General features: G+C 42.4%; 36 protein-coding genes and 1 pseudogene. 21 read left to right on the top strand and 16 right to left on the bottom strand.

The features are described 5' to 3' along the window. Positions 1–291: 291 nt before the first annotated feature. Genes CWB65_RS04650 through CWB65_RS04715 form a run of 14 tightly spaced genes read right to left on the bottom strand, consistent with a single transcriptional unit; the run spans position 292 to position 6,765 of the window. Positions 292–522: a hypothetical protein gene (locus CWB65_RS04650; protein WP_138740020.1), complete on the bottom strand. Its 231-nt coding sequence runs from the start codon at positions 520–522 to the stop codon at positions 292–294. After that, complete coding sequence (locus CWB65_RS04655) at positions 519–1,079, bottom strand: zinc finger-like domain-containing protein (RefSeq protein WP_138740021.1); 561 nt, start codon at positions 1,077–1,079, stop codon at positions 519–521. The genes CWB65_RS04650 and CWB65_RS04655 overlap by 4 nt, the downstream gene beginning before the upstream one ends. 1 nt (position 1,080) lies before the next feature. Further along, positions 1,081–1,275, bottom strand: a complete 195-nt coding sequence (locus CWB65_RS04660; protein WP_171047568.1) for a hypothetical protein — start codon at positions 1,273–1,275, stop codon at positions 1,081–1,083. Then, positions 1,268–1,708 (bottom strand): hypothetical protein, encoded by a 441-nt coding sequence (locus tag CWB65_RS04665; RefSeq protein ID WP_138740023.1) that lies wholly within the window; start codon positions 1,706–1,708, stop codon positions 1,268–1,270. The genes CWB65_RS04660 and CWB65_RS04665 overlap by 8 nt, the downstream gene beginning before the upstream one ends. Continuing rightward, a complete protein-coding gene (locus CWB65_RS04670; protein WP_138740024.1) occupies positions 1,705–2,025 on the bottom strand; it encodes a DUF1364 domain-containing protein in 321 nt (106 codons plus the stop codon). Before CWB65_RS04670 ends, CWB65_RS04665 begins: the two co-directional genes overlap by 4 nt. Before the next feature lie 5 nt (positions 2,026–2,030). After that, positions 2,031–2,633, bottom strand: coding sequence for a DUF1367 family protein (locus tag CWB65_RS04675; protein ID WP_138740025.1), 603 nt, complete (start codon positions 2,631–2,633; stop codon positions 2,031–2,033). Further along, entirely contained in the window at positions 2,633–2,923 is a 291-nt protein-coding gene (locus tag CWB65_RS04680) for a hypothetical protein (RefSeq protein ID WP_138740026.1), read from the bottom strand. Before CWB65_RS04680 ends, CWB65_RS04675 begins: the two co-directional genes overlap by 1 nt. A gap of 9 nt (positions 2,924–2,932) precedes the next feature. Beyond that, on the bottom strand, positions 2,933–3,364 hold the full coding sequence (locus CWB65_RS04685) for a hypothetical protein (RefSeq protein ID WP_138740027.1): 432 nt from the start codon (positions 3,362–3,364) through the stop codon (positions 2,933–2,935). Between the two features lie 3 nt (positions 3,365–3,367). Continuing rightward, positions 3,368–3,937, bottom strand: a complete 570-nt coding sequence (locus CWB65_RS04690) for a hypothetical protein (protein ID WP_138740028.1) — start codon at positions 3,935–3,937, stop codon at positions 3,368–3,370. Beyond that, entirely contained in the window at positions 3,937–4,836 is a 900-nt protein-coding gene (locus CWB65_RS04695; protein WP_138740029.1) for a DNA cytosine methyltransferase, read from the bottom strand. Before CWB65_RS04695 ends, CWB65_RS04690 begins: the two co-directional genes overlap by 1 nt. Beyond that, on the bottom strand, positions 4,836–5,738 hold the full coding sequence (locus tag CWB65_RS04700; RefSeq protein WP_138740030.1) for a replication protein: 903 nt from the start codon (positions 5,736–5,738) through the stop codon (positions 4,836–4,838). Before CWB65_RS04700 ends, CWB65_RS04695 begins: the two co-directional genes overlap by 1 nt. A gap of 60 nt (positions 5,739–5,798) precedes the next feature. After that, complete coding sequence (locus CWB65_RS04705; protein WP_138740031.1) at positions 5,799–6,017, bottom strand: TraR/DksA C4-type zinc finger protein; 219 nt, start codon at positions 6,015–6,017, stop codon at positions 5,799–5,801. After that, complete coding sequence (locus tag CWB65_RS04710) at positions 6,017–6,538, bottom strand: phage regulatory CII family protein (RefSeq protein WP_138740032.1); 522 nt, start codon at positions 6,536–6,538, stop codon at positions 6,017–6,019. Before CWB65_RS04710 ends, CWB65_RS04705 begins: the two co-directional genes overlap by 1 nt. 11 nt (positions 6,539–6,549) lie before the next feature. Further along, positions 6,550–6,765: a Cro/CI family transcriptional regulator gene (locus CWB65_RS04715; RefSeq protein WP_138740033.1), complete on the bottom strand. Its 216-nt coding sequence runs from the start codon at positions 6,763–6,765 to the stop codon at positions 6,550–6,552. A gap of 112 nt (positions 6,766–6,877) precedes the next feature. Between CWB65_RS04715 and CWB65_RS04720 the strand changes: the two genes are divergently transcribed. From CWB65_RS04720 to CWB65_RS04810, 21 genes and pseudogenes are all read left to right on the top strand, one after another. Next, positions 6,878–7,522, top strand: coding sequence for a LexA family protein (locus tag CWB65_RS04720; RefSeq protein ID WP_171047569.1), 645 nt, complete (start codon positions 6,878–6,880; stop codon positions 7,520–7,522). 9 nt (positions 7,523–7,531) lie between these two features. Beyond that, a complete protein-coding gene (locus CWB65_RS04725; protein WP_138740034.1) occupies positions 7,532–7,834 on the top strand; it encodes a putative periplasmic lipoprotein in 303 nt (100 codons plus the stop codon). A 169-nt stretch (positions 7,835–8,003) separates the two neighbouring features. Next, on the top strand, positions 8,004–8,297 hold the full coding sequence (locus tag CWB65_RS04730; RefSeq protein WP_138740035.1) for a hypothetical protein: 294 nt from the start codon (positions 8,004–8,006) through the stop codon (positions 8,295–8,297). A gap of 4 nt (positions 8,298–8,301) precedes the next feature. Beyond that, positions 8,302–9,228 (top strand): Rad52/Rad22 family DNA repair protein, encoded by a 927-nt coding sequence (locus CWB65_RS04735; RefSeq protein WP_138740036.1) that lies wholly within the window; start codon positions 8,302–8,304, stop codon positions 9,226–9,228. Positions 9,229–9,230: 2 nt separating this feature from the next. Further along, positions 9,231–10,460 (top strand): hypothetical protein, encoded by a 1,230-nt coding sequence (locus tag CWB65_RS04740; RefSeq protein WP_138740037.1) that lies wholly within the window; start codon positions 9,231–9,233, stop codon positions 10,458–10,460. 59 nt (positions 10,461–10,519) lie between these two features. Then, on the top strand, positions 10,520–10,759 hold the full coding sequence (locus tag CWB65_RS04745; RefSeq protein WP_138740038.1) for a hypothetical protein: 240 nt from the start codon (positions 10,520–10,522) through the stop codon (positions 10,757–10,759). Between the two features lie 2 nt (positions 10,760–10,761). Beyond that, positions 10,762–10,902 carry a hypothetical protein gene (locus CWB65_RS19835; RefSeq protein WP_171047570.1) on the top strand — a complete coding sequence of 47 codons (141 nt, stop codon included), beginning with the start codon at positions 10,762–10,764 and terminating at the stop codon, positions 10,900–10,902. A gap of 7 nt (positions 10,903–10,909) precedes the next feature. Continuing rightward, positions 10,910–11,794, top strand: a pseudogene (gene rdgC, locus CWB65_RS04750) (recombination-associated protein RdgC); the annotation flags it as partial. Between the two features lie 3 nt (positions 11,795–11,797). Next, positions 11,798–12,061, top strand: a complete 264-nt coding sequence (locus CWB65_RS20035) for a DNA translocase FtsK (RefSeq protein ID WP_283240430.1) — start codon at positions 11,798–11,800, stop codon at positions 12,059–12,061. Between the two features lie 10 nt (positions 12,062–12,071). After that, complete coding sequence (locus CWB65_RS04755) at positions 12,072–12,554, top strand: HNH endonuclease signature motif containing protein (protein ID WP_138740039.1); 483 nt, start codon at positions 12,072–12,074, stop codon at positions 12,552–12,554. Beyond that, entirely contained in the window at positions 12,547–13,224 is a 678-nt protein-coding gene (locus tag CWB65_RS04760) for a single-stranded DNA-binding protein (RefSeq protein WP_138740040.1), read from the top strand. The genes CWB65_RS04755 and CWB65_RS04760 overlap by 8 nt, the downstream gene beginning before the upstream one ends. Before the next feature lie 10 nt (positions 13,225–13,234). Beyond that, a complete protein-coding gene (locus CWB65_RS04765; RefSeq protein ID WP_138740041.1) occupies positions 13,235–13,861 on the top strand; it encodes an MT-A70 family methyltransferase in 627 nt (208 codons plus the stop codon). Next, complete coding sequence (locus CWB65_RS04770; RefSeq protein ID WP_138740042.1) at positions 13,858–14,673, top strand: hypothetical protein; 816 nt, start codon at positions 13,858–13,860, stop codon at positions 14,671–14,673. The genes CWB65_RS04765 and CWB65_RS04770 overlap by 4 nt, the downstream gene beginning before the upstream one ends. Positions 14,674–14,677: 4 nt before the next feature. Beyond that, a complete protein-coding gene (locus CWB65_RS04775) occupies positions 14,678–15,085 on the top strand; it encodes a zinc-finger-containing protein (protein WP_138740043.1) in 408 nt (135 codons plus the stop codon). A 78-nt stretch (positions 15,086–15,163) separates the two neighbouring features. Beyond that, complete coding sequence (locus tag CWB65_RS04780) at positions 15,164–15,580, top strand: hypothetical protein (RefSeq protein ID WP_138740044.1); 417 nt, start codon at positions 15,164–15,166, stop codon at positions 15,578–15,580. Positions 15,581–15,587: 7 nt separating this feature from the next. Continuing rightward, positions 15,588–15,833, top strand: coding sequence for a hypothetical protein (locus CWB65_RS04785; protein WP_138686891.1), 246 nt, complete (start codon positions 15,588–15,590; stop codon positions 15,831–15,833). After that, positions 15,830–16,042 carry a DNA-entry nuclease gene (locus CWB65_RS04790; RefSeq protein WP_138740045.1) on the top strand — a complete coding sequence of 71 codons (213 nt, stop codon included), beginning with the start codon at positions 15,830–15,832 and terminating at the stop codon, positions 16,040–16,042. The genes CWB65_RS04785 and CWB65_RS04790 overlap by 4 nt, the downstream gene beginning before the upstream one ends. Next, entirely contained in the window at positions 16,039–16,320 is a 282-nt protein-coding gene (locus CWB65_RS04795) for a hypothetical protein (RefSeq protein ID WP_138740046.1), read from the top strand. Before CWB65_RS04790 ends, CWB65_RS04795 begins: the two co-directional genes overlap by 4 nt. Next, positions 16,317–16,607, top strand: coding sequence for a hypothetical protein (locus CWB65_RS04800; protein ID WP_138740047.1), 291 nt, complete (start codon positions 16,317–16,319; stop codon positions 16,605–16,607). Before CWB65_RS04795 ends, CWB65_RS04800 begins: the two co-directional genes overlap by 4 nt. Further along, positions 16,604–17,092 carry a hypothetical protein gene (locus CWB65_RS04805; RefSeq protein ID WP_138740048.1) on the top strand — a complete coding sequence of 163 codons (489 nt, stop codon included), beginning with the start codon at positions 16,604–16,606 and terminating at the stop codon, positions 17,090–17,092. Before CWB65_RS04800 ends, CWB65_RS04805 begins: the two co-directional genes overlap by 4 nt. Next, positions 17,089–17,292, top strand: coding sequence for a helix-turn-helix transcriptional regulator (locus tag CWB65_RS04810; protein ID WP_138740049.1), 204 nt, complete (start codon positions 17,089–17,091; stop codon positions 17,290–17,292). The genes CWB65_RS04805 and CWB65_RS04810 overlap by 4 nt, the downstream gene beginning before the upstream one ends. On the opposite strand, the gene CWB65_RS04815 is transcribed toward CWB65_RS04810, so the two are convergent. Both CWB65_RS04815 and CWB65_RS04820 read right to left on the bottom strand, forming a co-directional pair. Further along, positions 17,273–18,472: a tyrosine-type recombinase/integrase gene (locus CWB65_RS04815; RefSeq protein WP_138740050.1), complete on the bottom strand. Its 1,200-nt coding sequence runs from the start codon at positions 18,470–18,472 to the stop codon at positions 17,273–17,275. The genes CWB65_RS04810 and CWB65_RS04815 overlap by 20 nt on opposite strands. Before the next feature lie 388 nt (positions 18,473–18,860). Beyond that, a complete protein-coding gene (locus tag CWB65_RS04820; RefSeq protein ID WP_138740051.1) occupies positions 18,861–19,568 on the bottom strand; it encodes an RluA family pseudouridine synthase in 708 nt (235 codons plus the stop codon). Positions 19,569–19,570 lie beyond the last annotated feature (2 nt).

Below are 19,570 nucleotides of genomic sequence, written 5' to 3' on the forward strand. Positions count from 1 at the left end.
CGACCGCGGACTGACACCAAAATGAATCAAAAATCAATAATCCACGCCCTTAAATTAATTAAGAGCGCTATTTTGTTCCGGTGTTGTTCCGGTGTTGTTCCGGTGTTGTTCCGGTGTTGTTCCGTTTTGTTCTTTAATGTTCCGTTAGGTACTTGCCTATGAGTATTGGGTACTTAATCATTATCGCTGTTAGTATCTTGTTGGGCTTTATTAGCATGCTATCGACCTCTTATAATATTGCCGTTTATTGTTATCTTATTCATGCTTATCTCGCTCTTGCTTTAAATATACTTATCTGTGTGCGTTGTTTATATCCATGCTTTCTACAATCCACGTATCAACGCCGAATATACTGCGCTTAACAAACGTTACAGTGCTTTGCTCTAAGTAAGTGGTTTTGCCCTTGTAGCTTGCTGCTGGCTCAAGCACGTTATGAAGCATTATTTGAATGCTGTTATATCTAAACGTTTCGGGGTCTGGTAGTCGTGTGGTTGCGTTTGCAAGTTCGGCGGCTGTTATCATGCTACATCCCCCATCTTTGCGTGAATGTTTTTAAATATATCGCTTTCCCATTGAGATATGAGTCTTATCAACTCTTTTGATACTTCATCGTGTGTGCTTGTATAGCTTTTATGTCCGATACCGATAATTTTACACTTGCTGCGAGTAGATACTTCCTTTCTGCCTCGCCCATGGCATTTAATACAAATATCGGGGTTTGGGCTTAAGGGGCTTTGCCCTGGTGCTAAACCGCTACCTTCGCAATCATTGCATACAGGCTGAACATGCTCGTAAATAGCTGACATAACCAAGCCGTTTAATGTTTCGGGCTTTATCTTGTATTGGCGTATCTTTACAAACAACGTTGCGTGCATAGTTAGTGAGCGCACAACACGATTAAGTCTCGTTTCTTCACCCACATAACGAAAGTAAGCCCAATTAGTTTGACACTGCGCTAAACCGGCCAGTGCGTGCGCCGCCGTTCGCCAATCAATAACGTCTTGACCACTTCCCCCAAACGTACCAGTGAGATTAAGTGTTTTAGTTGTAAGCTTTGCAAGTAGCTTAATCGGTTGCATATTATCTCACTCCCATGCGTCTAAAGATAGCGGTAACTTCGCTGTGTGCGGCAAAATCAGCGGGCTTAGCAATCAAACCCTCGAGCGCCAAACACGGCCAAGATAAATCAAACGTTTCAATCAAGCCCTGTTTAATCATCCAGCCATAAATGTGCTGGTCTTGCGTCATTCTTAGCTGTAACGGCTTATCATCCATAAAGCGCCACCAAAGCAGCATCACGCTTATCTTCATTACTTCGGCCCTTCCAGCCTGTAATTTGATTGAAATACTTATCGCTTTTTTTAGCTTCTCGCTTTACTGGTCCTTTAAGCGGTGTTACCAGCTTCACTTTATAGCCCTGGCTTTCTAGCACTTGCTGTATTAGCGTGCCGGTCGCTTTACACTTGCCTACGTCCTGGCATATTTTCTCGCGTACAGCGCGTTTGTTTTTTACTTTGGCGCCGAAAAGTGGCTTTATCGCGCTTGGATTTTCAAGCTTTATCAATACTTCTTCTTTTGGACCCGCCGCCGCTATGTACTCGAACATATCGACAAAGCTTAGCGATTCAAGATGAATGATTGTCTTGCCCTGGACGACAGCAACACCGCTTTTTACAAAGTCGGGATCAATACCAATCGTTAAATTCATTTAGCCACCTGCATTAATTCTTGCTCGAGTAAAAGCTTTTGCGTTCTAACCATGCCCTCGTAAGCGTAAATTATTATTTCATCTGCGTTCCCTTCACGCACTCGCCCATCAATTACATCGTGACAGTCTGAACAAGCATAAGCTGAGTGAATATCATCACACTTTTGCGCTACGCCTGACCCTCGTCCCACATGCGCTAGAACGGTCGTTTCAGGATTAAAGTTGCAAACGCCAGGTATGCGCACTTGGCAATCTTTGCCTTTTGCGCTTTCTCGTATTTTTTTACTCTTGATTGGTGGTGTTTTTATTAAAGACATTTATGCTACCCCATTGCTATGAGTTGATTTATTGCTTGTTCAGCTTGCGCTTCATCATCAAACGTCTTTGTTAGAATGAAATTCCAGCACACTGAAAAAGCTTTTTTATAAAACGCTCTGAACTGTTCCTCACTCATTGCGTTAAAGTTTATTGATTTCGTTACTCGCTTTGTCCCCCTCGGCGTTAACACCAGGTCATAAAGCCCTACTTCTTCTTTTATCCATTCATGCAATGACTCTTTAGACTTGTGCGGTACTTCTACTTTCCCCGCTCTACTTCTTTTTAAGTCATTAACGTAATGCTTTATAAACTGCCCTAGTCCATCGGAATTAATGCCCGTTGTTCTGCCGTATGCAATTAGGCCGTTAAGCACTTTTTTTTCACTTGGCCCAATTAGCCCGCCCGCCGGCTCCCAATAGTCAAGCGTTAAACCTATTAGGCCCGCCCAATACAGGCGGTGAAAATCTAACGCTCTTGGGTTCATCTTTATTGCTTTGACTTTGTAAGCGCTGCCAACTTTCCAGTTAGCAAGCGTTTCAATGTCAATGTTTGCAGCGGGTATAAGCGCGCCATCTTCGCGCTTAACTAGCGCTACCTCGGCAACCATTAAGCGGCCTTCACTTTTTCTTGGTTTTGGACTTCTTCTTTATGCGCCACCATTAGCATTTCTGAGATACCGGCAATGTATGTATCGCGTACTTCCCGGCTCATTCCTCGGTTTGACGCGTCAACACTAAACGCAGTTACAATTAATTCGACTGCTCTGTTAATGTTTGGCTGTTTGCCGTCCGTGATCGCCTTCGCTGCGCGGCTTTTTGCTGCTGAACAAAGGCCATCGCTGATCAACTCGCCGGTCGGTGATAATTGTTGCATCGTACTTTTCTTAATTGCTGGCATTGCTTTCTCCTAAGCTGTTTTTCTTGCGTTGTTGAATGTTTTTTCTAGTTGCTCATTAAGTGAGAAGCCTTGATTGGCTGGCACTTTCTTTGATGTGAAATTGCCTGGGCTCGCTTTAACGTCTTGCATACGATTAGCCGCCTGCCTGTTTTGGCTGTGCGACTTGTTACGCTGTGCATGTTTGTTTTTTGCGGCCTCTTTTTGGTCCTTGATGTACTGCGGTACGCTATCAACGCCATGTTCTTTAGCGTGCTTTGCCATCGCGCGGTTAGCCTCGGCTGTCGCAAACCCTATCTGCTTTGGTGTTGGGCTTTTGATCCCGGCAAGGGCTGCGGCTTTTGCGGCTTTTGCTGCGACTAGCGCGCTTTGGTAATCACTGCCTAAAATCTCTTTTAGTGCGCGAATAAACTCTTTTTGGTCTTGCTCGTATGACTTAGCCATGGCTTAACCTACGTACTTCAAGTAAGCCGGCGGCTCGTTATACTCAAGCTTGAGCGGTATCGGACTTAACTCACTCTTACCGTATTTATCAGCAAGCTTTGTGTATCGGTCTTTTGCCATTTTTTGCCATGAGCTATCCGCTAGCGTTGCGCGTGCTGCTGCGATTTGCTGGTTAAGCCAGTAAACCAAGGGCTCTGACCATTCTTTATCCTTGCCATAGTTAACTATTCGCTGCTCGTTGATCTCACGCATACATTGTTCAAGCGTTGGCATACCGCGCGCCTGCAAGCATAAAATTTTAAACTCAATAGGGTTTGGTGCGTGTCGTTCGGTAGCCGAGCGCAGGCGTGACGCTTCAAGCGCCATACGAACATGCTTAGCGACAATGCCCATGCCGTATAACTGACCCGCGTATTCGTTTGCAAATAACGCTAGATTCCCGCGCCAATTGAAATCGCTGTTTGGGTAGTAAGCTTTAAGACCTGGTAACACTTCGTCACCAATGATTTTTACAAGCACGCTGTTTGCTTGCGGCTTATCGCTTTGCTGGATTGTTGGCAATTGATTGTTCATTACGCTGCCCTCTCTAAGTTAATTGAAGAAGCTAGCGGTGTAAAAATGTGCGCTATAACATCAACTGTCCAGCCATTACCTAGCATTTTGTAACGCTGCGTGTTGCTTACGTGGTTGGTGTAATTGTCGGGTACTGTTTGCGCCCTTTCGCACTCTAATAGAGAAATGTACCGCAGCCCATTGGTATCATTAACCCCAAAAAACCTTTGTCCTGAATAGTTTTTGAACATGCTAGCCTCTAGCATTTGGCATTTTTCATCATCACCCCAAACCCTGAGTTTCTTCCCTGTTCTTTCGGAATGTCTTTTTATCCACGACAAACCTATCTCAGTGTAATAGTGGCAATCAGGTGCGTTATACTCTCTAATATCACCCCATGTGATACCTTTATCTTCTGGCTGTTCAAAATCCCAATTAGCCCAATAATACCGCTGGCGGTTTTGCGCGCTAACAAGTGCCGAGTTGATAAATACAGGCTTAACACCTAGATAATCGCTGATTATTTCTAGGTATTCTTTTTTCATTTTTACGTTTTCAAGCAAAAATTTAACTTCTGTCTTTCCTGCTTTGTCACGCTCATTATCGATGTGCGTTAAAATATCACTGTAAACAAAGAACAGCTTAGAGCGTGGATCGTCAAAGGCTAGCTGCTTGCCAGCAAAGCTAAAGCCTTGGCATGGTGAGCCGCCTATCAGTAAATCAATACTTGACCAATCTATATCCCACTCTCGCCATTTGGTTACATCACCAAGCTGGATTGTTTCAGGCCAATTAGCTTGTGCAACTGTGATTGCGTACTTGTCGAGTTCGCTAGCGTAGTATTTGTTTACCTGTATGCCTGCACGATCTAAAGCTATGCGACCGCATGACATACCATCAAAAAGAGATAAAACGTTCATTAAAGTGCCTCGTCATCATGTGGTGAAGGAATGTGAGAAAGTGAGTCCTGCAAGTAAGCCAGCTGATCACCAATGTTGTTTGATTGACGTTGGCCAGTATTTGAATATTGAGTTTGGTTCGCGTTAGCTATCCAAGAATATTTAAAACCTTGCCAATTTCTCGTTATGCACTCTGACAAACATTCATCAACACTAAGCCCATGCTCGAATGCGAGTTGAAATTGCTTACCGAAGTTGTTGATCACGGTTTGGCTAACACTGGCTTTTTTGGTTTTACGCATTGCTATCCAATCATCAAAAATTTGATTGCTAGGCAGTGCCGGCCAAGTGGAAAAATCCAAAGTTTCTAAAAGACTTTTTTTATTTATTTTTTTTGTTCTTTCTTTTGTAATAGTTTCTTTCTTTTGTGTTACCCGTTTTTGGGTAAGTTTTTCCCCGTTTTCGGGTAAGTCGTTACCCGTTTTCGGGTAAGTTTTTACCCGTTTTTGGGTAAGTTTACTTTTACCCGTTTTTGGGTAAGTTTTACCCCATTCAGAAACGACAGGATTTACGCCAATATTGCGACCATCCAATAGTAAAACCGCCTTTTCTATCAGCGTGTTTTTTATCTCACTAATATGAGATTGCGATATACCCGTTAGCTCGCTTAGCTGTACGTTGTTTATCCAATCTGTTTTTTTATGCCACCGAAAAGTTTTGCCAACGATCGCGTTTATTATTTGAAACTCGCGCCCGCTTAATTTTACCGGCGGGTTCGCTAGCGTATCTGTTAGCTTATGTGCAATCCTGTCGTAGCCATCTTCTATGTCGGCCTTCACAAAATCACCTGGTATGTGTTCATGTTGGTTCACCTCACTGCATTGCGTTTCAGGGAACTTGTAAACTTCAGCTAAATTAGCCATAATATCTCCGTTGAATTGAAACCCGCTTTTGCCGACCAAGCATATGAAGCGGGTTTTGTTTTACTTGCGAGTTGCGTAGTTTCGACTGCGTAGCTCGTTTATTTCTGCACAACCAATGCACAAATTAGTTTTAATCGCCTTCTTTCGCGCTTCTTGTATCTCATTACCACACTCAATACACTCGCCTGTTGGCGTAACGTCTGCTTTCTTTAAGTTGGCAATTAAGCGCGCTTCTGTACGCTCTATTTCTAACTGCGCTGCGTCTGCTGTATCTGCCATTATGAAGCCACCTTTAACGTTGCTTTTGGTGGATTTATTGGGCTAGGGCGAACCATTTGCTCAAGCTCTGCCGTGATATGCAAAACAGCATTGATTGTTTCACGCGCGTGATTATGTATATCGTTAAACTCACTTTCGGTTATTACGCCATCTTCTCTTGCCAGTCTCACAGACTTAGCAAACCCGCCGGCTGTTTCTTGAAGGTGTAAAACTTGATCAGCAAGTTCGTCGTCCGACAAGCCCACTTCTGGCAAATCAACAATTGTTTTGCCTTCGCTGTAAGCCCAGGCGTTCATAATGCGACAGTCATTAGTAATATGCTGAATAGCAATCGCTTCTTGAAGTGTTAGAACGTGCGAATCAATGTTTGCATTAAGCTTATTGCTAAGCGTTGTTGGCGACTTAGCCATCGCGCGCGCAATTTCAGATACGTTGTAGTCACACGCAATACTTCCCGCCGCTTCAATCGGGCATCGAGTGCTTGGTGTCGAGTTTCTCGTACTTTTTTTAGATAAGAGCATTTATAGTTTTCCTATGCTGCAGTTTGGGCTTCGGTTGGTATGCCGTAATCAGCAAGATCAACACTTAGTTTGCCGCCAGTTATTTTTTCTAAATACAGCGCGCGACCAATCGGCATAAGGCCATCTTTAGGCCACTGATTAACGGCACCTCGCGTGAGCTCTGGCGTGAACGCTCTAGCAAGGGCAGATTCGGTTTTATAATAGTTAATTGCGTCTTGTGTTTTCATAAGCGCTCCTTGGTTTGTTATTTTGTATAATAGATTATACGCATCGTTTGTTCAACACAAACAAACAAACTTTAAATATAATGTATAGATTACTAAACACTATCGAGGCTTTATGAGCTTTTCAGAACGGTTAATTTCAAGAATGAGTCAACTAAAACTAAAGGGCAGTGACCTAGCTCGGCAGTTAGGCACAGGGCGTGCGTCCGTTAGCCATTGGAGAACAGGGCAAGCGATCCCCTCTGGTGAAAATCTTTTAAAGCTATCCAAAGCGCTTAGGTGCAATGCAAGGTGGTTAGCATCGGGCGTGGGGAGTATTGATGGTAATATTGAGCTAGAGCTTGGCCCGGATTTACGAGGGAAAGCTCCTTTATTGTCATGGGTCCAAGCCGGAAAATGGAGAGAGATCGATTTGGAAAGCCTAAGACAAGAGTCTGACGTAACATTCTACCAGCACACAGCAAATGTAAGTGACGAGTCATTTGCCCTACGTGTTAAAGGCGATAGCATGACAAGCTTGAGCGGTGGAAAGTCCATCCCGGAGGGATCAGTTATTATAGTGGACCCAAATATTTCAGCAGAACATGGTAAAGTTGTTGTTGCAAGGCTCGATAATAGTGATGAAGCAACCTTAAAACAATTAGTAGAAGATGGAGGCAGTAAATACTTAAAGCCGTTTAATAGCAGCTACCCAACAATTGCTATAAATGGCAACTGCACCATAATCGGTGTAGTAAAGCAGGTTATTCAAGATTTTTAGGGGGTTACAATGAAAAAAGCAACAATAACAGCCATTCTATGCTTTTGTCTTACAGGTTGCGCCTCTAAAGGCATTGGTGTTGGCATGATTAAAGAAAGCGTATTAAGCGAAGTTGAGAAATGCCAATTTGTAAAAAATGTATCCGGCACTAGCGGGTGGGGAGGTTTAGCCGCATCGGTAGGAATTGAAAACGCAAAAGAGCAAGCAAAAGAGCAAGCTTTTTCCGCCGGCGCTACACATATTGTGTGGCAAGCAATTAACGGCGGATTTTCACCAAGCGTTTCGGCAAATGCGTATAACTGCAATAAGTAATAGTCGGCAATAGTCGGCAATAAAACCACCAAGAAAAAGATAGCGTCCATTAGCGGCGCTATTTTTTTGTCTATTTTGTATAATTAATTAAACAAACCTGTTGACCATTCTGTATAAATAGCTATACTTCCTATCAATGTTTAACGAATTAAACAAATTAGGTGTTTATATGGATAACAATACACAATCATTCCCTACCCTTTCGCTAGAAACTAAAACGCTAGTAGCGTCACTTGCTGTTGAGTCGTTTTTATTTAGAAGTCGCTCGCATGTAAACGTAGTGACTAACGCGGTTGAGGGGTCTATTTCGTTGTTTGTTTATGTTGATGGCAAAGCTGAAAAGTCATACCTGATCCTACTTGGCGATAAAGATGCCACAGAAAAACTTACCCTGGCGCTTGCTGAAGTACGCAGATTTAAGCGCACCGGCACATTCAATTTAAACCTTAAGTTAGCGAGTTAATACGATGGATGCTAAAGAAATTCAACGCTTATTATCAGACCCTTTTGAAGCGCACGATATTGAATGGCGCGTGCAACAAAGCGGCGTATCTAGCTCAAGCAATCCATGGGTAATGGTTATTCCTTACGTTACTAACCGCGCAATTCAACAGCGCCTTGATGATGTAATAGGCATTGATGGGTGGAGAAACGAATTTAAAGAAGCCGCCAGCGGCAAAGGCTACTTGTGCGGTTTAAGTATTCGCTTTGGCGATGACTGGATCACTAAATGGGATGGTTCAGAGTACACGCAAGTAGAAGCGCTTAAAGGTGCCTTGTCTGGCGCTATGAAGCGAACTGCCGTTCAATTTGGCATTGGTCGCTACTTGTATTCACTTGATACCGAGTTTGCAACATGCGCGCCGGTTGAGAGTCGATTTAAAGCCAGTGGACACTTTATAAGCATACCGATTGATAAAAAAAATAAAAACGGCCCGCGCATGAACGCTGAATGGTTCCCACCAATTCTGCCTGATTGGGCGCTACCAAAAGCTAAGTTTGACAAGTACCTAAATGCTATCGATCAAGCGACCAGCCTATCAGCATTGCGCGAGCATTACGAGCAAGCTTATAAGTTTGCAATGGCTGTTAACCGTATAGATATACGCGATAGCGCGATTGAAGTAAAAGATCGCAAAAAAGCCGAGCTTGAAGCTAAAGAGCAAGAGAACAGCTTAAACGCTAATAAAAAGTTTCATACCTGGCTAAATACGGCCATTAAAGACCGCATCACTACAGCGGAAAACGAATCAGTTTTAACAATGAACCATAAGCACTTATTACAAGAGCTTAAGGGGCATTGTCGAGCAAACAAAGTAGATAGCAGTGACTTTGTAGCTCAAGTCAACCAAGCGCATACAGAGGCGCTAAACAACCTTAAAAACGGAGTATAACCATGACTACTAATCAAAGCACAGCAACCAACTTGGTAGAAGTTGTTTACCAGGAAGATTTAACCAAGAAAGGGCTTGCCGATTTACGCAAACAATACCCTAAGTCGTTTTCGCTTGATATGTCTGACGAGGACGAGTTTAAGCAAGGCCGTAAAATACGCACTGAGCGCAACAAGCTGGTTAAATCAATTAACGATCGCCGCATTGGGTTTACTAACGAGCTTAAAGCCTATGGCGATGAATTAATATCAAAAATTGATGTGATTTACGATCCAATCATTAATGCTTTTGAGCTTGAAGATAAACGCCGCAAAGACGAAGCCGCACGCATCGCTAAAGAGCGCGAAGAACTTTTAAACAAGCAGCGCGATGAAATCGCACAAATGAATGATTTTACTCAGCAGTGCCAAGGCCAGGGCTCACAGTTTATCGCGGACACAATTGAAGCGGTGGATCTTATCGACACTGAATCATTTGATAAAGAGCTCATTCACGAAGCAATCGACACCAAGAAAAGTATTCTTGAAGCGCTTAACACCATGTACCAAACCGCCAAAGCAGCCGAAGCGGTAGAAGCAGAGCGCGAGCAATTACGCATCCAGCAAGAGGCTATTAAGCAAGAGCAGCAAAAACAAGAGCAAGCGCGAGTTATTGAACAACGCATTGATAACTTACGCCGCGATCCTATGAACTACAAAGACAGCCCTAGCAACATTATAGCCGCACGCATTACGCAGCTTGAGAACTACACGCCACCCGCAAGCGATTTTGGCGAGCGTGTTAATGAAGTTATCGCGCTTAAAGCTGATGTAATTGCCGAGCTACAAGACCGCTTAGAAATGGCGCAATTCAAAGAAGAAAAGCAACAGCGCCAAGCAGAAGCGCAAGCCGCAGTTGAAGCGCGCCAAATAGAGCAGTTGCAAACAGAGGTTACGCAATCGGCAGAGCAAGCCGAGCAGCAAGTACATGAAGCACAAGCCGAAGCTATCAGCGCGCAGGAACAAAGCGAGCCTTTACTTGGTAATAGCTTTAAATCACCAGTGTTTGAAAGCACAAGCGCACCGACAGGTTACACGCCTCTTTCGTTATGGCCTAGCAGCCAGGACCGCGCAGACAATGACGAGCTAGATCGCATTTGCGACCAACTGGACGCAGCAGAGAGCTACATCGAAGCGCAGGACGTTCTTATAAAAGATTTAGAGCAGCGCCTAAACAAAGCGCACGCAGCGTAAGTTTCCAACTCCAACCGAGCAAGCGCCTACGGGCGCGAGCTCTTTTTAAAGAGGTTTATATGAAAGATTTAAGAGTACCACAGCTAAGAATGGACTCGCACTTGCGCACTGAAGATCTGCGCGTTGGCCTGGCAACAATCAAAGCATCAAAGCATCAAGGGCAAGAAGGCTGGACCTTGCCAGGGTGTAAATTTACGCGCAATCGCAAAGAAGCTGAGCATGTGTGCAAAGAAGTTAACCGCTTAATCCAAGCGAACGGCGGTATAAAGCCATTCGCTAATTTAAGAAAAGCAGCGTAACCATGCACGATTACATGGCAATCAAAGGCAATAGCTCAAGCGCACAGCAAAAACAAAAGCGCAGAGACTTTTTAAAAATGGCAGCGGTTAACAGCGTTCGCGTTCTAGTGGTTGCCATCATCGTTTTATTAACAACTAAATAGGCTTTATATGTTTTTAACAAATCTAGTAATTTACAAATTTAAGCAAGATGCTGAGTTTAATAGCGAAGAATTTAACAAAGCACTTGAGCAAGACGCTTTTCGTCACTGCGGACAGCAAGAGCTATCAACTTTTGGCTGGACCAACGCGTTTGGTAGCCACGGCGAGACACTAGCGCATTTTTCTAACCGTAGAATTTTAGTTTGCGCCAAGCGTGAAGAAAAGATCCTACCAGCTTCCGTTATTAACGAAATGGTAGCTGAAAAAGTAGAGCAAATTGAGCTTGAAGAAAATCGCCAAGTAAGAAAAAAAGAGCGTGACGAATTAAAAGAAAACGCATTACACACGCTATTGCCACAGGCGTTTACCAAATCAAACTTACAATACGCTTTCATTGATATGGATAGCGGCCTACTAGCTATTAACAGTTCAAGCTTTAATAAAGCAGAAGAACTAGCCGCCCTACTACGCAAATCACTTGGGTCATTACCGATAACACCTGTATTTGCTAACCACGATTTAGACGTATTTTTAACAGACTGGCTTACTAACTTTAGCACTCCTAAAGGCTTTTCTATTGGCTATGACGCAGAAATGCAAAACGCCGATGATAGCGGCTCAAGTGTAAAACTTAAAGGCCATGAGCTAGATGGTGATGAAGTTAAAACACACTTAGAACAAGGTAAGCGAGTTACCAAGCTAGCGCTAAATTGGAGCGACAGAATTAAGTTCAACCTTCAAAACGATGGCGCTATTAAGCAAGTTAATTACTCAGACACCATCAAAGAAGAAAACGCCGACATACCTAATGAAGATATGCACATAAAACTTGATGCTGACTTTTGTTTGGTCGCTGGAGAAATCGTTCAACTGGTTACTGAGCTTATTGATAGCGGCTTGAGTAGTAGCGAACAAGACGATGGGAACGAGTCATTAATTGCCGAACACGATGCCAAGCATAAAGACAGCAACGGAAATGACTGCTTTTACAACAATGCTGTTGATTTTGTTAAAGAGACACAGCGCGCATCTATAGCGGCCATTCAACGTAAATTTAGAATAGGTTACAACCGAGCTGCCCGCTTAGTCGAACAGCTTGAAGCTAACGGCATTGTAACCGCGCCTGGTCATAACGGCGAACGCACAGTTTTAATCAAGTAAGGGGTGCATCATGGACATAGACAAAGAAGCCTTTTGGTCAAAAGTTGATATTAAAGATACAGCTAAAGAGTGCTGGAATTGGCTAGGAGCCAAAAAGCCAAAAGGTTACGGCAACCTTAGAGCCAATAAGCAGTATTTATTGGCTCACAGAGTTTCTTTTGAGCTTGCGAACGGGCCCATACCAAATGGCTTTATTGTCTGTCACACATGCGACAACCCAAGTTGCTGCAATCCAAGCCACTTAATGCTTGGTACTAACAAATCAAACTCAATAGATATGCTTATAAAAAATAGGCAAAAAGATAAAAAGTATGCAGCGAAAGGCGCCCGTAACGGCATGTCAAAACTAAATGAAGAAAAGGTTTTGGCTATAAGAAGAGATTATAAAGCAGGGTTGAAAAACCAGTACGAACTAGCTGAGTTCTACGGGGTAACGCAACCCGCAATCGGTTCAATTTTAAGAAACAAAACTTGGAGACATGTAAATGGCTAACGATCTAAATCAAGCTAACTTTATCGGTAGATTAGGCAAAGACCCTGAAATTCGCTACACCCAATCAGGACAAGCTGCGGCATCATTTTCTATTGCTGTTGGTAGCAAATGGAAAGATAAAAACACAGGCCAGCAAAAGGAAAATACCGAATGGGTAAATCTTGTTGCGTTCGGCAAGCTAGCCGAAATAATGGGCGAATACCTGCGCAAAGGCTCCCAGATTTTTGTTACAGCAAAATTCAGAACCAGAAAATGGCAAGACCAAAGCGGCGCAGATCGTTATACGTCAGAGTTTGTAGTAGAAAATATGCAAATGCTCGATTCGCGACAAGATAATCAACATCAGGGCAACCAAGGTAATAATAATTACCAAGGACAACAAAACAACCACGCACAAGGCAATAACCAAGGCCAAGCGCAGGGTAATAATTCTTACGGCAATAGTAATAATAATTACCAGGGCAACAACCAAGCGCAGCGCCAAGGTAGCGGACAAGCTCAGCGCCAAAATAACCAAGGACAACAGCAAGGAGGTCAAGCGCAGCAAGGCGTATCAAATAGCCAATACATGAGCGGCGGACAGCAAGGTGGCGCGGGTGAATTTATGGATGACGATATTCCGTTCGGTCCAATCGGCTTGCAATACCCAGCACTCTTAATGTGCATGTAAGGAGCGCCCCATGTTTGAACAATTTAACGGCCAAAAATTTAACCTTATTTACTCAGATCCAGCTTGGCAGTTTAGTAACAAAAAAACTGGCGGTAGCATGAAAAGCGGTGCAGCACACCACTACAAATCAACCATGAGCGTAGACGAGTTAAAGGCTATGCCTATTGATGATATTGCAGCGGACGATTGCATATTGGTTATGTGGTATGTCGGCGCAATGCCACAAGAAGCCTTAGACGTTGTTAAAGCATGGGGCTTCACCATAAAAAACATGAATGGTTTTGTATGGAACAAGCTAACCATAAACAACAACCCGCTGTTCGGCATGGGATTTTGGACCCGCGCCGGTAGCGAGTCGGCCATTATCGCAGTTAAGGGTAAACCGAAAGTAGCAAGCCGTTCAGTGCGTGCAGTAGGTAACTATGACACCGAAAGCCTAGACGAAATACTAGGCCGAGGCGTGTTTTCTGGCGCCTACCCTATCGGACAGCACAGCGAAAAGCCTAACGAGTTTAGAGAAGCCTGCGTTGAATTGGCCGGTGACGTACCGCGTATTGAGTTGTTTTCACGCAAGCGCACAAAAGGTTGGGCCGTTTGGGGTAATGAAGTGGGTAAGTTAAAAAGTAAAGTTAAGTGAGTAAAATTATGATTGAAGATTTAACCAGCAAGCTTGAAAAGTTTATTTCTGATTATCAAGGCGATAAACCTATAACGCTAAGTCTTGTCGCTAAAAGCAATGGATGCAGTGTTGACCAAGTTCGCCGCAGGGCTGGTGAGCTAGTTAAGAATAAAAAGAAAAGCTTTCAGTCAAAGGCTAAACCCATAGAATCACAGAAAAAACAAACAGCTAAATCAGGCTCTGTTTCAGAGCAAGATCTTTTAATTAAGATAATGAGCCGATTAGATAAAATAGAGTCAAAACTAGATTCTATTTTATCTGATGAGTGGATTAAAAACACAGGTGATGCACCCCCTGATGATAGGTTGTGCAAGGTTAGATATGGGGATGGGAAAGTTAAAACGGCACTTGCTGAACACTTGGATTGGGAAACCAAAGAGGGCTTTATTGATTCAATGGTTGATGATTTAGAATCCAAATTTATGAAAGATTGTGATGATGATAGCTTTGATAAAGCAACAAGTGAAACGTATAAGTTATATCCTGAATTTAAAGGTTACGACCTATTTTTTGATGGTAGCTGGCATTACACTTTTGAAACTGAAGAGGATAAACGGTTTAAAGATGCTGTTTACAAAAGAAGAGAATTACAAGAAAAAATTAAACATGAACTATTTAGCGCTGGGATAGCGGAGTACAAAAGAAATAATCTCACATACCCCGAAGATTATTCATTTATATCAGAGTATAAAATAATAGACGACTCAAATAGTCGAGTTATAGACAAACTAGCTGTACTTGGTCGCAAAATAGACGGGATGAAAGGGTGATAGCATGAACGGATTAACCCCTATTTGTAATTATTGCGGCAACTTTTCAGAAAAAGTGACAGGTAAAGAAATTTACCCGCACCGTAAAGATCTTTTCCACATGACTTTTTATAGCTGTAACTGTCAACTTGGCGGCGCTTACGTTGGCTGTCACGGCACGTCTGATAAGCCCTTGGGTAGGCTGGCTAATGCTGAACTACGCAAGGCTAAAAGTGCTGCGCACAGATCATTCGATCAGCTTTGGCGTTCAAAATTGTTAAAACGTCAAGAAGCTTACAAATGGCTAGCTAAGCAGATGAACAAGGCAGGTGCGGACTGTCACATTGGTATGTTTGATGTTGATGAGTGCAGAAAAGTTGTATCTCTAAGCCAAGACAAATTTATTGGGTTATCTAATGAAACCACAAGTTAAACGCAGAGCGCATAACTGGTATGCGCTTAAACCTAAATCGGCTGCAAAGCCTGATAATAAAGAACATAAGGTGACAGCATGAATAACGCAAAAATAAAAGCCTTAGCCCTGCAGCATGGCTTTAAATTAAAACAGCAGGCTAACGGTGAAATGGATTTAAACGACAACGTTTATTCATTCGCCTGGGCACTACTGCAAAGCGGCCAGCCAAATGTATCGCATAAAGCGTACTTGGCGGACCTATTAAAAGACGCTGCCGACTGTATACCTGAAAAAAGCGGCGGCTACCGCGTAACTATTTACGCTAACGATGTATGTAAAGACGAGCCGCGCATGCAGTGGAATTTTTTTAACGGCGTTGAACGCAGTAATTTTGAGTGCCGCATACCGGATACTCGCGAAGAATTAAACAGAGCACTTAACAATGCCAAAGGCTGTATGAAGTCTGCGTGTTATAGAGCAATGAACCCTGATTACGCCAAAAAATTAGCATAGGTGATTTATGAAAATTGGCCAAATAAGAAAGATAACGTTTTCAACTTTTCGCGGCGCATTATCTGCCAACGGTGGCTTTTACGAATATGATCAGGACGTAACTAGAAATTGCCGAGTGGTTATATCTAGGTTCGGCACGCTTAAATGGCAGATAGTTAAGCGAAAGGGTCAAAGCGATTGGGACTGGGCTTTAAATACCGATCAAGATGTTTTAGACAGCCTTGAGTTGAACGAGGTGATAGGTGACTTATGAAAGAGCTAATGTGCAAATACGATCCGCAGGTTCACTTTAACCACAAAAAGCCAATGACCACCACGGATCAAAAATACTTAATTGAGTTTTACGGCAAAGTGCCAGTGTCAGAGTTGTGCGTGTCACTTGGCAGAACTTACAAGGCCATTACTGAAATGGCAAACAGCTTGAGAAAGCAAGGCAAGATAAAAGGTAAAGGTGATTTATGAGAAACGTTGAGATAAAAGAGCCTGGCAAGGTAGTTATTACCACAACTAAAGTTCTAGCAGTTGATTGGCACAAAGCTGAATTTGCAAGAATGACAGAAGAGTTTAAGCGCGGACGCTCACGCTTTAAAGAAAAGTTTAATCGCTGTTTTACTTGTAATTGGCCTTTTCAAATTGGAACAAATGAAACCGGTGAAGTTATGAATATTGTTTGCTTTAAGTTTGAGGGCAACAAGCTTTTATGTACTGGTTGCTATGAAGAACTAACAGGTGATTTATGAGCAATTACACATGCAAAAAATGTAAGGCTAAGCTAAAAGCAAATGAAGCATACGAATATCGAGGCGCTTTTTCTTGTGAAGAACACTTTGATGAAGTAATTGAAATGCGCGATTTTGAGCGTAACCAAATTATTAATGAAGAACACAACAAGACCAAATCATTTAAAGGTCTTGACCTAACTGATAGCGCTATAGGAAAAGCAAACAAGGCGCTATTGAAACCACGCATTGAAATCGCAAGCAAAGAAAGTTTGCGTTTAAATAGTTATGAACGAGGTGATTTATGAAAACTGAAATTTTAATATGGGCCTTGAGTGAGCTTGCGGTAGCAGAGCCAGAGCAAATAGAAACAGGAGCTATAGAAATTCTAGGCGAAGATGAACAAGGCAGAGAAGGTAGTTCAGAATTTGACATATTCGAGCTAGCAAACGAAGCAGCAAAAAAAATTCAATCATTAACTTCTCAAAATGAAAATTTAAAAGAAAAAATAAAAGACATAGGTTATTCCTACCGAAAAGTTGAGCAAGAAAGAGACGAATTAAGAATAATTAAATTTAAGCGGTTTAATGAGGAAGAATGCTGGCTATATAGAGGGGATGGCGAGGACTATTTAGATTCATTAGTTTGCCCTGTAGTAATCAGTCCAGAGAGATTAATTACAATCAAAAATATGAGTGCAGAAGGCTTTAAAAATGAGTTAATCAAAGCGTCAGCAGCTATTGCCCACCCTCACATTGAAGGTGTTTACGCAGTATGGGAGAATAATTTATGAGTTTACCATCAAGTATGTATTACACGACAAAAGAAGTGGCCGCAATGGAAGGCGTAACGCCTGGTTACTTATTAGAGCAAGTAAGCCAGGGCAAGTTTATACCGCCAGCGCATTACGGCAAACCTAACCGCTGGCTTAAGTCGTCAATAGATAATTATTATGCTGAACTCAACGCACAGGCTAGCCGCCTTTCAGCATGATAACCCACCGATTGATCCACTCTGTTAGCCCCTCAAGCATTGGCGATTTATTGTATATCGCCAATACCCCTTTCATCTTATGCCCTAGTAATTTTTCTGTAAATTGCAAAGGGCATCCCGCATCTGTTAAGTGCGTTGAAATCGTCCGCCTAAAATCGTGCATCCTAAATTTGTTCACCCCTTCAATAGATTCGTAGCACGACTTAGATATTTGACTTACGCTAGAGCCGCTAGCCGGATGATCACCATCACGATTAGGAAACATGTATAAATAAGAAGGCGATTGCGATTTTATATACTTAAGATCATCTACCAGTTCGTTAGGTACTGGTCGAACGATAGAGTGTAACGCGCCTTTTGTATTTTCCCTTTGCGTTGTAAAAAGCTGGTTATCTAAATCAAAATCAACCTTCTTGGCCTTGCATAGCTCGCTTATGCGACAACCAAACACCATTGCGCAACGTAAAAGCACCTTGTTTCTGTCTGTTATATTGAGCTCGTCAATGTGCGACCAAATTAACTGGCACTCTTTTAACGTTAAATAATGCTCCCTACTGTCGTAGTCTGTAGCAAAATCGCTTGGCCTTAACGCTTCAAATTGCGTGTTACTAATAAAGCCCTGGCGAATACAAAAGCGAAGAATTGATCTAACTTCTATTATCGCGTTAAAGGCAAAGCCTTTGCCTCTGCCCTTCTCAATTGACACATCACCCATCGACTTAAAAAAGGCCGTAAAGTGCGATTTATCCATAAGCCATATATATTGATTGCCCCATGTTTCATTAAGGCATGATGTTATCCTGGTCTTAATACCTTGCGGGTTATCTCGCTTGGGTAGGCAATAATTCACATACCAATACTCAACGCAATCTAAGATTGTTGGGTTCTCTATGTGGCTTAATTCAACAGCGCTCACACCTTCCATATTACGAGGATCTAAATTTTTATTAACCAGATCCATTTGCCTTGCACATTCCTCTCTCGCCTTTGCTAATGTCATAGCTGGATATGATCCAATTTTATACCGCGCTTGCCTTCCATTTATTCTGTATCGAATTTGAAACGTGATCTTTCCTTTTGGTGAAATCCTAAGAGATAAATTATCTCCATCTGTTATCTCGGGCTTACCGGCATACTCTTTACCGTTCAAGCTCTTTATTTTAGCTGCTGTTATGTTCATTGATACTCCGACTCTGTGACCAAATGTGACCAAAAACACGGTCAACTCTAAAATGGTACACACCTTGGTACTCAGTTGTCACGGATAATAGTTAGGCTTAGTCGGTAATAGTCGTTAATAGAGGGCGTTGTAATTACTGTAAGGTGTTGTTTTATATTAAATAAAGAGACTTAAGAAGGGATAGAAATTAATAGCAGGGAATAACTAAAGGCAATGAATCATTAAGTTTAATAGTTGTTTTACTTCTGTTTGAAAGCCTAATGTTTCTTTTTGTGCTGCAGTCATTTATATATCTCCAATTAGCAAAGTGTCTGCGTTATGCACTTAATATGGGGGGAGCTAATAGAACTTCAAGGGAAAAAATTAAAAAATGTAATGTTAATTCACACTAAAATGGGCTTGGGCAATGGATGTGAATTGCTTGATTTGTAGTGGGATGTTCAAAAAACAGATCGCTTGCATGCAACTGTAGACGTTTTGATAGCTTTTCACTGTGTGCACTCTTATACAGGTCGCACCCTAAAATAGGGTGGCCTATAAAATGACTATGTATGCGTAGCTGATGAGTACGCCCAGTCAAAGGAGAAAAGCGTACATAAGTTCTAACAGGGCTAGCAAGGCGCTTTATAACGTTAAACTCGGTAACAGCTGGCTTCCCCTCTAGTTTACAAATTTTTACTCGCGGAAATAACTGTGTGTCTTTAGCAATGGGCGCATCAATTTGCCCTCTATCTTCGCTTATACACCCCTGCAACATTGCTACATAATGCTTTTTTACACTGCGTAATTGAAACTGCTTATTTAAACGCTTTGAGCTCACATCGTTTAGGCTTACAAGCATTATTCCCGATGTGCCTAAATCTAATCGATGAACTAATTTAGCGTTTAAAAAGGACGGCGTTAACCCTTTTTGCCCATTTACTAGACGATAATGTACTGAGTCCCAGTTTTCTGGATTTTTCCCTGATAAACTCAGCAAGCCACTGGGTTTATTAATGACTAAAATATCGTTATCTTGATACAAAATACTAAACGTATCTATGCATTTTGGCGCTATAAAATTATCGACAATAGGGTTTGATTGGCTGCTTTTCATGC

The organism is Pseudoalteromonas sp. S554 (genome assembly GCF_005930865.1).
GTDB lineage: Bacteria > Pseudomonadota > Gammaproteobacteria > Enterobacterales > Alteromonadaceae > Pseudoalteromonas > Pseudoalteromonas marina.

Coding starts and splice junctions, on each gene's coding strand:
- CWB65_RS04650 (WP_138740020.1), bottom strand. CDS start 522: ATGATAACAGCCGCCGAACTTGCAAACGCAACCACACGACTACCAGAC.
- CWB65_RS04655 (WP_138740021.1), bottom strand. CDS start 1,079: ATGCAACCGATTAAGCTACTTGCAAAGCTTACAACTAAAACACTTAAT.
- CWB65_RS04660 (WP_171047568.1), bottom strand. CDS start 1,275: ATGGATGATAAGCCGTTACAGCTAAGAATGACGCAAGACCAGCACATT.
- CWB65_RS04665 (WP_138740023.1), bottom strand. CDS start 1,708: ATGAATTTAACGATTGGTATTGATCCCGACTTTGTAAAAAGCGGTGTT.
- CWB65_RS04670 (WP_138740024.1), bottom strand. CDS start 2,025: ATGTCTTTAATAAAAACACCACCAATCAAGAGTAAAAAAATACGAGAA.
- CWB65_RS04675 (WP_138740025.1), bottom strand. CDS start 2,633: ATGGTTGCCGAGGTAGCGCTAGTTAAGCGCGAAGATGGCGCGCTTATA.
- CWB65_RS04680 (WP_138740026.1), bottom strand. CDS start 2,923: ATGCCAGCAATTAAGAAAAGTACGATGCAACAATTATCACCGACCGGC.
- CWB65_RS04685 (WP_138740027.1), bottom strand. CDS start 3,364: ATGGCTAAGTCATACGAGCAAGACCAAAAAGAGTTTATTCGCGCACTA.
- CWB65_RS04690 (WP_138740028.1), bottom strand. CDS start 3,937: ATGAACAATCAATTGCCAACAATCCAGCAAAGCGATAAGCCGCAAGCA.
- CWB65_RS04695 (WP_138740029.1), bottom strand. CDS start 4,836: ATGAACGTTTTATCTCTTTTTGATGGTATGTCATGCGGTCGCATAGCT.
- CWB65_RS04700 (WP_138740030.1), bottom strand. CDS start 5,738: ATGGCTAATTTAGCTGAAGTTTACAAGTTCCCTGAAACGCAATGCAGT.
- CWB65_RS04705 (WP_138740031.1), bottom strand. CDS start 6,017: ATGGCAGATACAGCAGACGCAGCGCAGTTAGAAATAGAGCGTACAGAA.
- CWB65_RS04710 (WP_138740032.1), bottom strand. CDS start 6,538: ATGCTCTTATCTAAAAAAAGTACGAGAAACTCGACACCAAGCACTCGA.
- CWB65_RS04715 (WP_138740033.1), bottom strand. CDS start 6,765: ATGAAAACACAAGACGCAATTAACTATTATAAAACCGAATCTGCCCTT.
- CWB65_RS04720 (WP_171047569.1), top strand. CDS start 6,878: ATGAGCTTTTCAGAACGGTTAATTTCAAGAATGAGTCAACTAAAACTA.
- CWB65_RS04725 (WP_138740034.1), top strand. CDS start 7,532: ATGAAAAAAGCAACAATAACAGCCATTCTATGCTTTTGTCTTACAGGT.
- CWB65_RS04730 (WP_138740035.1), top strand. CDS start 8,004: ATGGATAACAATACACAATCATTCCCTACCCTTTCGCTAGAAACTAAA.
- CWB65_RS04735 (WP_138740036.1), top strand. CDS start 8,302: ATGGATGCTAAAGAAATTCAACGCTTATTATCAGACCCTTTTGAAGCG.
- CWB65_RS04740 (WP_138740037.1), top strand. CDS start 9,231: ATGACTACTAATCAAAGCACAGCAACCAACTTGGTAGAAGTTGTTTAC.
- CWB65_RS04745 (WP_138740038.1), top strand. CDS start 10,520: ATGAAAGATTTAAGAGTACCACAGCTAAGAATGGACTCGCACTTGCGC.
- CWB65_RS19835 (WP_171047570.1), top strand. CDS start 10,762: ATGCACGATTACATGGCAATCAAAGGCAATAGCTCAAGCGCACAGCAA.
- CWB65_RS04755 (WP_138740039.1), top strand. CDS start 12,072: ATGGACATAGACAAAGAAGCCTTTTGGTCAAAAGTTGATATTAAAGAT.
- CWB65_RS04760 (WP_138740040.1), top strand. CDS start 12,547: ATGGCTAACGATCTAAATCAAGCTAACTTTATCGGTAGATTAGGCAAA.
- CWB65_RS04765 (WP_138740041.1), top strand. CDS start 13,235: ATGTTTGAACAATTTAACGGCCAAAAATTTAACCTTATTTACTCAGAT.
- CWB65_RS04775 (WP_138740043.1), top strand. CDS start 14,678: ATGAACGGATTAACCCCTATTTGTAATTATTGCGGCAACTTTTCAGAA.
- CWB65_RS04780 (WP_138740044.1), top strand. CDS start 15,164: ATGAATAACGCAAAAATAAAAGCCTTAGCCCTGCAGCATGGCTTTAAA.
- CWB65_RS04785 (WP_138686891.1), top strand. CDS start 15,588: ATGAAAATTGGCCAAATAAGAAAGATAACGTTTTCAACTTTTCGCGGC.
- CWB65_RS04790 (WP_138740045.1), top strand. CDS start 15,830: ATGAAAGAGCTAATGTGCAAATACGATCCGCAGGTTCACTTTAACCAC.
- CWB65_RS04795 (WP_138740046.1), top strand. CDS start 16,039: ATGAGAAACGTTGAGATAAAAGAGCCTGGCAAGGTAGTTATTACCACA.
- CWB65_RS04800 (WP_138740047.1), top strand. CDS start 16,317: ATGAGCAATTACACATGCAAAAAATGTAAGGCTAAGCTAAAAGCAAAT.
- CWB65_RS04805 (WP_138740048.1), top strand. CDS start 16,604: ATGAAAACTGAAATTTTAATATGGGCCTTGAGTGAGCTTGCGGTAGCA.
- CWB65_RS04810 (WP_138740049.1), top strand. CDS start 17,089: ATGAGTTTACCATCAAGTATGTATTACACGACAAAAGAAGTGGCCGCA.
- CWB65_RS04815 (WP_138740050.1), bottom strand. CDS start 18,472: ATGAACATAACAGCAGCTAAAATAAAGAGCTTGAACGGTAAAGAGTAT.
- CWB65_RS04820 (WP_138740051.1), bottom strand. CDS start 19,568: ATGAAAAGCAGCCAATCAAACCCTATTGTCGATAATTTTATAGCGCCA.